General features: G+C 72.2%; 8 protein-coding genes. 2 read left to right on the top strand and 6 right to left on the bottom strand.

Features of this window, described 5'->3' with window-relative positions; genetic code table 11:
* The 5 genes from HG543_RS47180 to HG543_RS47160 all read right to left on the bottom strand — a co-directional run.
* The coding region (locus HG543_RS47180) for a chemotaxis protein CheA (protein WP_169351532.1) at nt 1-1719 on the bottom strand (1719 nt) is incomplete at its 3' end.
* The gene (locus tag HG543_RS47175; RefSeq protein ID WP_169351531.1) at nt 1719-3362 is read right to left on the bottom strand and encodes a methyl-accepting chemotaxis protein; all 1644 of its coding nucleotides are present in this window, start codon (nt 3360-3362) and stop codon (nt 1719-1721) included. The genes HG543_RS47175 and HG543_RS47180, both read right to left, overlap by 1 nt.
* Nucleotides 3359-3961: a chemotaxis protein CheW gene (locus tag HG543_RS47170; protein WP_169351530.1), complete on the bottom strand. Its 603-nt coding sequence runs from the start codon at nt 3959-3961 to the stop codon at nt 3359-3361. Before HG543_RS47170 ends, HG543_RS47175 begins: the two co-directional genes overlap by 4 nt.
* A 184-nt stretch (nt 3962-4145) precedes the next feature.
* Complete coding sequence (locus tag HG543_RS47165) at nt 4146-5798, bottom strand: CheR family methyltransferase (RefSeq protein ID WP_169351529.1); 1653 nt, start codon at nt 5796-5798, stop codon at nt 4146-4148.
* Nucleotides 5795-6268, bottom strand: coding sequence for a chemotaxis protein CheW (locus HG543_RS47160; RefSeq protein ID WP_169351533.1), 474 nt, complete (start codon nt 6266-6268; stop codon nt 5795-5797). Before HG543_RS47160 ends, HG543_RS47165 begins: the two co-directional genes overlap by 4 nt.
* A 344-nt stretch (nt 6269-6612) precedes the next feature.
* Here HG543_RS47160 and HG543_RS47155 point away from each other — a divergent pair, with 344 nt between their 5' ends.
* Nucleotides 6613-7071: an RICIN domain-containing protein gene (locus tag HG543_RS47155; RefSeq protein WP_169351528.1), complete on the top strand. Its 459-nt coding sequence runs from the start codon at nt 6613-6615 to the stop codon at nt 7069-7071.
* Between the two features lie 73 nt (nt 7072-7144).
* Here HG543_RS47155 and HG543_RS47150 read toward each other — a convergent pair whose 3' ends face one another.
* A complete protein-coding gene (locus tag HG543_RS47150) occupies nt 7145-8965 on the bottom strand; it encodes a CHASE domain-containing protein (protein ID WP_343073612.1) in 1821 nt (606 codons plus the stop codon).
* Nucleotides 8966-9160: 195 nt separating this feature from the next.
* On the opposite strand from HG543_RS47150, the gene HG543_RS47145 reads away from it, so the two are divergent.
* A partial coding sequence (locus HG543_RS47145; protein WP_169351526.1) for a phytoene desaturase family protein occupies nt 9161-9938 on the top strand: 778 nt, incomplete at its 3' end.

The raw sequence follows: 9938 nt of genomic DNA, 5'->3' as shown, positions 1-9938 counted from the left end.
GGGCGGGCCGGGGGGCAGGCCCAGCACGTCCGCGAGCGAGACCAGCGGCACCAGCGCGTCTCCGGCGGCCCAGGTGGGGCGGCCCTCCACCTCGCGCACCTCGCCGGGCGTGAGGCGGACCAGCCGCGCCACGCTCTCGCTGGCCAGCGCCAGCGTCTGCCCGCCCGAGGAGACCAGCAGCACGCGGAGGGTGCTCAGGGTGAGGGGCACGTCGAGGATGAAGCGGGTGCCCTCGCCCGGGCGGGTGGTCACCTCCACGGTGCCGCGCAGGGCTTCCACCTGGGTGCGCACCACGTCCAGCCCCACGCCCCGGCCCGACACCGGCGTCACCTCCGAGGCCGTGGACAGGCCCGGGAGGAAGGCGAGGCGCGCGGCCTCCGCGTCATCCTCGGGGACCTCGAGTCCCCGAGACCGCGCGCGCTCGCGCAGGGCGCGCAGGTCGAGGCCGCGTCCGTCGTCCTCGACGGTGACTTCGACGCGACTGCCCCGGAGCCGCGCGGAGAGGGTGACGTGGCCTTCCTCCGGCTTGCCCGCGTGGCGGCGCTCCTCCGGGGATTCCAGGCCATGGGCCACCGCGTTGCGCACGAGGTGCAGCAGCGGCTCGCGCAGGGCCTGGAGCAGCGAGCGGTCCAGCTCCAGCGCGCCGCCGTGAAGCTCCAGCCGTGCCGGGCGGCCCAGCATGCGCGACACGTCGCGGAGGGCCCGGTCCAGGCCCTCGCAGCCCTCCACGAAGGAGAGGGTGCGCGCGCGGCGGACCTCGTCGTCGAGGCCGGTGGCGATGCCGCCCAGGGCCCGTCGGTCCGCGGCCAGCTCGCGCCCCACGCGCGCCAGCTCCGTCTCCGCGCGCCGCAGCGCGGACTCGCCCGGGGTGCCGCGCACGGCCTCCCGGGCCTGCGCCAGGGCCTCGCGCACGGACTCCAGCGCCTCGCTCCGTCCTTCCAATCGGAGCGTCGCCACGCGCAACTCGCCGCTGCGGGCCAGGAGCGCATCGAGCTTCTGCGCGGACACGCGCACGGGCAGCGCCTCGGCGGCGCCGGTCGCGATGGGCGAGAGTTCCGGAGCGGACTCCGGAGTGGAGGCGGAGGTCCCCGCTTCCGTGCGCGACGAGGCCGTGCCAGGCACCGCCGCCGTGGAGGTCCCCGCTCCGGGACCGTGCGGGGATGAGGTGGCGGGCCTCATCCTCGGTGCCGAGGTGGGGGTGTCGCGTGCGGTGGCGAGCCCCGGTCCTGGAGGCATGGCCGTGGCGGTGACCGATTCCGGAGCGTGGGCCGGAGAGCCTCGGCCCCCGGGCACGGCGCCGTCGGGCGCTCTGGAAGCGTAGGGGCCGGCGACGCGCTCCAGCTCGGGGATGAGCGCCTCCAGCGGAGAGCCCACGAGTTCCTGCCGCGCGCCGAGCCGCCGGCCCGCGTCGTCCAGCGCGTCCACGGCGGTGAAGCACAGCTCGTACACCTCGGGCGTGCCCGCGCGCTCGTCGCGCACGCGCTCCAGCACCTCCTCCAGCCGGTGGCACGCCGTCTCCACCAACGTCGCACTGGCCGCGCGCGCCGCGCCCTTCACGCTGTGCAGCGTGCGCAGCAGCGAGGCCACGAGCTCCGCCGCGCGCGCGGGGGCCGTCTCGCGCTCCAGGGCGAGCAGCTCGCGGTTGAGCGAGACCACGTGTCCGTCGAGTTCCTCGAGGAACGTGGCCAGCAGTGCCTGGGCCAGCCGGTCCCTATCCATCAGCGCCCGTACTCTCCCAGCAGGCCCTTGAGCTTCTGGCCCATGCCGTTGAGGTCCTGCATGGCGCGCTCCGTCTGCCGCGAGGAGATGAGGGCCTGCTGCGTGGCCTGATTCACATCGTGCATCGCCTGGCGAATCTGGGAGATGCCGGTGGCCTGCTGGTTGGCGGACGCGGCGATCTGCGCCGCCGTCAGCGAGGCCTGGGCCAGCAGGTCGGACAGAATCTGGATGTTGGCGCCGGCCTCGGACACCACGCGGGTGGCCGCGGCCACGCTCTTGGTGCCCTCCTCGGTGGTCATCACCGCGCCGTGGGTGGCCTTCTGAATCTGTCCCAGAATCTGGCGCACCTGGCCGGTGGCCTTCTTGGACTGGTCCGCCAGGGCCTTCACCTCGGAGGCCACGACGGCGAAGCCGCGGCCATGCTCACCGGCGCGGCTGGCCTCGATGGAGGCGTTGAGGGCGAGCATGTGCGTCTGCTCGGAGATGTCGTTGACGGTGGTGATGATGTCGCCGATGGCCTGCGCCTGCTCGGCGAGGGCGAGGATGCGCGAGGCGATGGACTCCACCTGCTCGCGCACGGCGGCCATGGAGCTGACGGCCTCCTCCACGGCGCGCCGGCCGCCGCGGCCCACGTCCTCGGCGTGGCGGGCGGAGTCGCTGACGGCGCGGGCGCGGCCGGCGGCCTCCTCGGACGTCTTGGTGATTTCCTCGATGGTGCTCACCGTCTCCGTCACCGCGCTGCCCTGCTCCTGGGCGCTGGCGACCTGCTCCGTGGTGCTGGCGAGAATCTGCGCGCTGGCCCCGGCGAGCTGGTTGACGAAGTCGGCCACGGTCCGCAGGGTGTGCTCGCGCTGCTCGGACTGCTTCGCGATTTGCACCTCGGCCTGCTGGCGGCGGTCGGCCATGGCGTTGAAGGCGCGCGCCAGCTCCGCCGCCTCGTCCTGGCCGCGCACGTCGATGCGGTGCTCCAGGTTTCCGCGGCCGAGCTGCTCGGCGCCCACCATGAGGTTGCGCAGCGGCACGGTGATGCCGCGGGTGATGACGTAGCTGCCCACGGCGACGATGAGCACGCCCAGCGCGGAGCAGACGGCGAGGACCCACAGGGTGCGCTGGGCAATCTGCTCGGCCTCGGCGGACTGCCTCTCCCAGCGCTGCTGCTCGGCCGCGAGCATGTCCGTGGAGACGTCCCGCATCTGGTTCATGAGCCGCTCGCCCTGGCCGACCTTGATGTACTTCGAGCCGCCCTCCAGGCCCTGCTCGCGGCGCACGCGAACGCCTTCGGCGAGGCGCTCCAGGCGCTCTGTGACGACGGGCTCCAGCTGGGTGAGTCGCGCGCGCTGCTGCGGGTCTCCGGCGGTGACCTCGCGCATCCGCGCCATGTCCTCCTTCAGCAGGTTGATGGCCCGCTGGTACGGCGCGAGGTACGGGTCCTCGCCGGTGAGGAGGAAGCCGCGCTGGCTGGACTCCGCTTCGACGAGCAGGGCGCGGATGTCGCTGATGGTGCGGACGCTCTCATGGGCCTTGAGCAGGCTCTCGGTGGTCTCGGTGAGCTGGTTGGCGGCCTGCAGGGACACGCCCGCCAGCACCAGCAGCACCAGCAGGGACAATCCGAAGCCGAGCGCGATGCGATTCCCGATGCTCATACGGTTCCTTCGTCGGACAAATCGAACACGAGGCGACTGTCACCCAGCAGCGCCTCGCCCTCCAGTAACAGGGTACCGTCGGGTTCCGCGGCGGACACCAGGGCGGGGTCCACCGTGGTGGGCGGGGGCAGCAGCTCGCGCCCGCGCAGCAGGGCGACCTCCTGGACCTCCTCGGTGCGCAGGCCCAATTCGGGTCGGCCGGCGCCCACCACCAGCAGGGGGCCGGAGGCGTCCGCCGGCGCACGGCCGAAGAGGGGGGCCAGCTCCACGACGGGGAGCACCTCGCCATGGAGCAGGGTGAGCCCGCGCAGGGCCGGTGGAGCGCCGGGGAGTGGCACGACCTCGGGGGCGCGCACGACCTCCAGCACGAAGCGGGACTCCAGCGCGTAGGCCTGCCCGGCGGTCCGGAAGCGGACGACCTCGCGAGGCGCTTCCCGCTCCAGGTCCGGGGAGGGGGCGTGGGCGAGCGCGCGGGCGCGGGCGTCGAGGATGGCCTGGGCCTCGCCGGGGGACAGGGTCTCCTGTTCCTGTGTGGCGGCGGCCAGCGTCGCCAGCCGGGCGCGTGCCGCCTCCCAGTCGATTCCACCGGACTTCGGCATCAGTGCGATTCCTCCCGGGCCGCGAGGTGGGGCCGCGGTCGTGACTGCTCGCCACGCATCACCGTAAACCTCATTTCGTCGGGCACCGCGAGCAGTGTGTCGCCTCGGAGGTGATGGGAGCCGCCTTTCCGTCGGGACTCCGCGTCACGAATCACCTTCCACCGCATTACGCCGGACGTCGCCATCACGGAGTGTCCTCACCGGTGGCGAGGGCCGCCTCCAGGCGGATGCGCTCGGAGCGCGCGACTTCCGCCAGGGCTCTCGCACTCTCACCGTCCGCGAGGGGAACCGGCACCTCGGGAGCGAGCACGGCGCAGAGCGACTCCGCCTCGCGCCAGGCGCGGAGGGCCCCCGCCGTGTCGCCGTGCCGTCGCAGCACGCGGCCCAGGACGAGCCACGCCACGATGAGGGTGGGCTCCAGGTACAGCGCCTGACGCGCGGCGCGCTCGGCGTCGGCGAGCCGGCCCTGGCCGAGCTGTAGCAGGGCCTCCAGGTAGCGCAGCCCGGCGATGAGCGGGTGGCGCGCGGCGGTCTCCGCGCAGGCGGCGATGGCGGCCTGGGCATCCAGGTTCGCGAGGGTGCGCACGGCCATCGTGGCGATGTCCGGATGGGCGTCCTCCGCGCCGAGGCGTCGCGCGGCCTCGCGCCAGTCCCCCCGGTCCAGTGCCCGCCGAGCCGCCGCGAGCGCCTCCGCATCGGGCGCGCGAAGCGCCCGGTCGGGCGACGCTCCGGGGACGGGAAGGACCGAAGCGGGCGGCAGGTCAGGGGCAGGGGAACCCGAAGCGGGAGGCGTGCGGGGAGTACGGGGTGTCGGCGGAGCCAGTGGGGCGGAGCTGCCCGGTACGCCAGACGCCTTCGTGCCGGGCAGGCGCATGGGCGCATCGGCACCGGAGCGCCAGGACGCGGAGCCCTTCGGGTCGCCCGCGGTGTCTCCGCGGGGCACCGGCGGAGCGGCCTCACCCGCGCGTCCCGCCGGAGCGAAGCCCACAGCCGGAATGGACACGACGGTACCGGGAAGCGGCCGGCGGTAGAGCACACCCCAATCGGTGAGGACGGGCTCCAGCGGTGCCAGCGCGCCGAGCGGCGGGTCCGACGGGCCGGTGAAGAGGTAGCCCCCTTCCGCGAGCGCATCATGGAGCCGGCGGGCCACGCCCTCGATGGTCGCCGGGTTGAAGTAGATGAGGACGTTGCGGCAGAAGATGACATCCAGCTTCCAGATGCCGCTGTCGGCCGACGGCCACGTGTCGAGCGCGAGGTTGAGGTACCCGAAGCGCACCAGCTCGCGTATCTCCGGGGCCAGCACGTACCGGCGTCCCTCGGGGCGCAGGTGGGCCCGCATCCGTCCCTCCCACGGGCCGCGCAGGGACCACTCGCCATAGTTCGCCTGTCGGGCCCGCGCGAGCGCGCCGCGAGACACGTCCGTGGCGTACACGGACATGCGGTGGCTCCAGCCCTCGTCCCGCAGCAGCACCGCGAGCGAGTACGGCTCCTCGCCGGAAGCACACGCCGCGCTCCACAGGCGGAGGGTATGCGTGGGGCCCCGACGCTCGTTCAGCTCGGGGAGCACGACGCGGCGCAGGTGCTCGAAGTGCTCGGGGGTGCGGAAGAAGTACGTCTCCCCGATGGTGAGCTCGGTGAGCAGGTCATCCAGCGCGGCCGAATCCTCGGCGAGCCGGGCGCGGTAGGCCTCGAGGTCCGTCAGGCCCGCGCGAGCCATGGCGCGCGAGATGGCCTCTTCGGTGGCGCTGGGGCAGCTGGGCGGCGCCAGTCCGGCGCGCTCCTCCACCAGCGCGAGCACGGCGGCATGGCCGGGGTGGCTCCACGGCCCCGGGCTCACGGCGTCTCCGGCGGGGCGGCCAGGGCGGCGTCCAGCTCCAGGGCCTCGGCCTCGGAGAGGAAGGCGCGCAGGTCGTGCACGAGCACCAGCCCGTCCTCCAGCTTCGCGGCGCCGGCCACGTAGCCCACGCCGGGCAGCTCGCGCGGCGTGTCATCCCACTCCCCGGGAGCGAGCACGCGCAGTCCCTCGGCACGGTCCACGCGCAGCACCACGCGGCGCGGGCCGGCCCGGGCGACGATGAAGTGGTCCAGGGGGGACAGGGAGCGGGGCGGGTGGCGGAAGCGGCGGCGCAGGTCCAGCACCGGCAGCAGCTCACCGCGCAGGTTGAGCAGGCCCTCGACGACAGCGGGAGCGCGGGGCAGCGGCGTCAGGCGCGCGGCGCGGACCAGCTCGCGGACGTCTCCGGCGGGCAGGCCGTAGCGCTGGCCTTCCAGGGTGAACAGCAGCACCTCTCGCGGTGCGGACTCCATGCCCAGGGACATAGACGCTGCCATGCGGGCTGTCGAATCCAGAAACGCGCTGTCCGACGAGGTGTCCACCAGTCCACCCCTCGCTCGCCGTGAGACATGGCGGAGACACTCGCCGCGCCCGGGTCACCCCAGACCTCTAAATCAGCAAAACATTCAATTCGTGATTTATTGACTGGCTTTGTTGCAAATGCAATAACAGTAGCACCTGCCTTGTCTGAGCAACTCAGTTCGAGGGGCAGGTCAATCCACATCTGGGAGGCACCATGTCCATTCGTCGACCGCACGGGGCTGTCATTGCCATGTTCGCATGCGCCCTATTCCTGTCCCTTGACGCATCCGCGCAGATGTACGCCCCGATTACTTCGTACCACGCGTCCGGGAAGTGTCTGGACATCCCGGCGGGGGAGAAGGACAACAAGGTCGAGGCCCAGATCTACGACTGTAACGGCGGTGACAACCAGCAGTGGGCCTTCATCCAGGTGGATGCCCAGAACGGCTGGGGCATGCTCAAGAATCTCTACACGGGCAAGTGCCTCGATGTTCGCGGCTCCTCCATGGCGCCCCAGGGCGTGGTGCAGCAGTACACCTGTGGCACGGGTGACAATCAGTTGTTCCGCCGCCACTTCGGCAGCAACCTGCTCCAGGTCAAGCACAGCGCCCTCTGCATCAGTGTCCAGGGCACGTCCAACAAGTCGAAGGTGGTGCAGAGCTACTGCCGGGAGTACAACAGCCCCACCGGCGCCTATGTTGTTACTGCCAAGTGGGGTTCCTACTTCCAGTACATCGGCTTCGAGTTCCCGTGAGCTGATGAGCGGTTGCGGCGTTCGATGGGGGCTGCCTGACAGGAAATGCGGGTCAGGCAATCCCTTCGAGCCATCAGTGCAGCGGCGTCCGGGGCGTCTCGGGCGGAGTCGGCGCCGCGTGGGCCTTCGGCGACGGCGTCACGCGCGGTAGCAGCACGATGAACGTGGAGCCCTGGCCCGGGCGGCTCTCCACGGAGATGCGGCCGCCGAGCGCCTCCACGAGCTGGCGGCTGATGAACAGCCCGAGCCCCAGCCCGCCATAGTGCCGGCTGGAGACGGCGCGCTCGAAGCGGTCGAAGATACGCCGCGCGTCCTCCGGGTCGATGCCGATGCCCCGGTCCTCCACCTCCACGCGCGCGTACTCGCCCTCGTCGCGCACGCGCAGGTCCACCGGCGCGCCCTGCCCGTACTTGAGAGCGTTGGCCACCAGGTTGGTGAGCACCTGCTCCAGCCGCAGCCGGTCCCACCGCCCGGGAATGGGGCGCGGCGCGTCCACCGTCAGCCGCACGCCCGCCATCTGCGCCTCCGTCTCGAAGCGGCGCGCCAGCTCCCGCACCACCTCGTCCAGCTCCAGCGCCTCCAGCCGCAGCTCCAGCCGCCCGCTCGCCAGGCGCGACACGTCCAGCAGGCTGTCCACCAGCTGCGACAGGCGCGTGGTCTGCCGCTCGCACGCATCCACCGCGCGCTGCACCCGCCCCGGGTCCACCTCCACGCCCTGGCGCAGCTGGCGGTAGAGCAGCTGGAGCTGGAGCTTGAGGGACGTGAGTGGCGTGCGCAGCTCGTGGGCGGCCACGCCGAGGAAGTCGTCGCGCACCTGCACCGCCGCCCGGGCCTCGCTGGCCAGCCGCTGCTGCTCCACGCTGGCCGCCTCGGCCGCCGTGCGCGCGTTGACCTGCGAGCGGGTGATGAAGAACAGCAGCAGCGCCACCAGCACGCCGCTGATCGCCACCGTGACGAGCTGGCCGGACGAGTTGCTCGCGACGAAAGCCTCGCGCGCGGTGAACACCAGCGTCCACGGGCGGCCCGCCACCTCCAGCACCACCTCCTGCCGCATCCCCGGGACCGCGGCCTCCCCCGCCCGCCGCGAGCTGAAGAGCAGGTTCTCGTCGGACGTCTTCGTGCCGTCGTGGATGTCCAGGTCGATGGTGTTCTGGAAGCCCGGGAAGCGCAGGCCCTCCACCAGGTCCCCCATGCGGAAGGGGGCGTAGACGAAGCCGCGCATCTGCTCGCGGCGGCGCTCGGGTGGCACGAGCACTCCCCCGTGGTAGACGGGCACGTAGATGAGGAAGCCGGCCTGGGTCTCCGTGCTGCCCGGCACGTCCTCCTGGACGAGCCGTACCCGGCCGCTGGCGGCGGCCAGCCCCGTCTCCATCGCCCGCCGCATGGCCTCCTGGCGGGTGGGCTCGGAGAACATGTCGAAGCCCAGGGCCCGGCGGTTGCGCGCGTCCTGCGGCTCCAGGAAGACGATGGCGGTGTACTCCGGGCGCTCACCCTCCGGCCACAGGTGGTATTCCGAAAGCCCCTCGGCGCGAATCTCGGCCACGTGCGACTGGCGCTCCTCCGGCCTCAGCCACTGCGCGAAGCCGATGCCCTGGATGCCCGGGTAGCGGCGCCGCAGCTCCAGGCTCTCCACGTACGCGTGGAACTCGCTGCGCTCCACCAGCTGACTGCTGCTGAACAGCCCGCGCGTGCCCAGCAGCATGGCCTGGTACGTGTCCATGCGCTGCTGCATGCCGAGCGTGCCGTAACGGACCGCCTCCTCGAACCGGTGCGTCCGGCGCTCCTCGATGCCGCGCCCGACGTGCAACACCGCCACGCCGGTGATGAGCAGCCCCACCAGCAGGGCGCCGTAGGCCGCGGCGTTGCGCCGGAGATGGGGGAGGAGGAGGGGCACGGTGTCGCGCAAACCACGCAGGTCCAGCCCCTGGATGAGGCCTCCCTGGGCGATAACCAGGGTTCCGGGATTCGGCGAGCCCCGTAGGCCCCGGGGGCCATCCCGCCTGTCCGCCATGTGAAACGGGAAGGGGCCCTTCGTCCGACCGTGCACCGGGAGCTGCAACCTCCAGGCGCTTCAGGCATCAAAGGGAACATGGTGCGTCATGTCATCGTCGTGGGAGCCGGGCCCGGGGGGCTGTCGACGGCCATCAACCTGGCCGGTCAGGGGCTGCGGGTCACCGTCGTGGAGAAGGACGCGGTGCCCGGGGGCCGGATGAAGGGGCTGACGCTCGGGAAGGCGGGCGAGTACGCGCTCGACACCGGGCCGTCCATCCTCCAGCTCCCGGGCGTGCTGGAGCAGATATTCCGGCGGGCCGGCCGGCGCATCGAGGACTACGTGAAGCTCGTCCCGCTGGACATCAACACGCGGGTGCACTTCTGGGACGGCACGCACCTGGACACCTCTCGGAACATGGCGCGCATGGAGGCCGAGGTGTCGAAGTACGGCGCCGACAAGGCTTTGGCGCTGCGCCGGTGGATGGAGGAGGGGCGGGAGAAGTACGGCATCGCCTACGAGAAGTTCATCTGCACCAACGCGGGCAGCCTCGGGTACTACGCGCCGTGGCGGCTGGCGCCCACGCTGCGCTTCAAGCCGTGGCAGACGCTGTACCGGCAGCTGGACTCCTTCTTCCACGACGACCGGATGACCTACGCGCTGGCGTACCCGTCGAAGTACCTGGGGCTGCACCCGACGACGTGCTCGTCGGTGTTCAGCGTGATTCCGTTCCTGGAGCTGGCCTTCGGCGTGTGGCACGTGGAGGGCGGCTTCCGCGCGCTGTCGCGGGGGATGATGCGCTGCGCGGAGGATTTGGGCGCCACGTTCCGCATGGGCACGGCGGTGGAGAAGGTGCGCGTGGAGGCGGGGCGGGCGG

The organism is Pyxidicoccus fallax (assembly GCF_012933655.1).
Classification (GTDB): domain Bacteria; phylum Myxococcota; class Myxococcia; order Myxococcales; family Myxococcaceae; genus Myxococcus; species Myxococcus fallax.
This window is presented reverse-complemented; position numbering and strand designations above follow the sequence as displayed.

Bases quoted from the DNA above. Each gene is read 5' to 3' on its own strand.
- HG543_RS47175 (WP_169351531.1), bottom strand. From the start codon at position 3,362: ATGAGCATCGGGAATCGCATCGCGCTCGGCTTCGGATTGTCCCTGCTG.
- HG543_RS47155 (WP_169351528.1), top strand. From the start codon at position 6,613: ATGTACGCCCCGATTACTTCGTACCACGCGTCCGGGAAGTGTCTGGAC.
- HG543_RS47160 (WP_169351533.1), bottom strand. From the start codon at position 6,268: ATGGAGTCCGCACCGCGAGAGGTGCTGCTGTTCACCCTGGAAGGCCAG.
- HG543_RS47170 (WP_169351530.1), bottom strand. From the start codon at position 3,961: ATGCCGAAGTCCGGTGGAATCGACTGGGAGGCGGCACGCGCCCGGCTG.